Source organism: Enterococcus raffinosus, from assembly GCF_001886185.1.
In the GTDB taxonomy this organism is placed as follows: Bacteria; Bacillota; Bacilli; order Lactobacillales; family Enterococcaceae; genus Enterococcus_A; species Enterococcus_A raffinosus.
The window spans coordinates 1-533 of sequence record NZ_JXLA01000122.1; the positions used below are offsets into that span (position 1 = coordinate 1).

Annotated in this window: 1 protein-coding gene; it reads left to right on the forward strand. The window is 40.7% G+C overall.

Annotation, left to right across the window (positions count from 1 at the left end; genetic code table 11):
* Positions 1 to 533: CD3337/EF1877 family mobilome membrane protein (locus RV13_RS20520; RefSeq protein ID WP_428839367.1), on the forward strand; the 533-nt coding region annotated here is incomplete at both ends.

Consider the following 533-nt stretch of genomic DNA (forward strand, 5'->3'; position numbering starts at 1 on the left):
TTTGTGATGATTTTTCTACTTTCGGGTTCGTTCATTGCGTATGCGCCCACCTATATCACAAAAATCAATGATTTTAGCTCAGATGTCAGCGAAGCGGCTCTTAGCCTTGGAACCGAGATTGTCGTGCCGAATTCAGAAAGCCAAGGAAAGGACAGTGTGGATTTAATCCGAGATAGCTTGTTTTCCATTCAAGTCCAACAACCGTGGTTACTCTTGCAATTTGATGATTCCAATATAGAAGAAGTTGGCGAAGATCGTGTTAACAAAATCCTGTCTGTAAGTCCAGATGAAAATAAAGGCAAGGATCGGGAAGAAGCGGTCAAAGCGGAGATTGAAGATAATGACAATGCGAATCTCAGTATTACCAAGACCATGAACCGCTTAGGGACCGTAGTCTTTTTGGTGTTGTTCAATATTGGCATATCCTTCTTTGTCTTTCTCCTAACAGGGATTATGTTGTTCTCGCAAATTCTCTTTATTATCTTTGCGATGTTTTTGCCGATTAGTTTCTTATTGTCCATGTTGCCGACTTA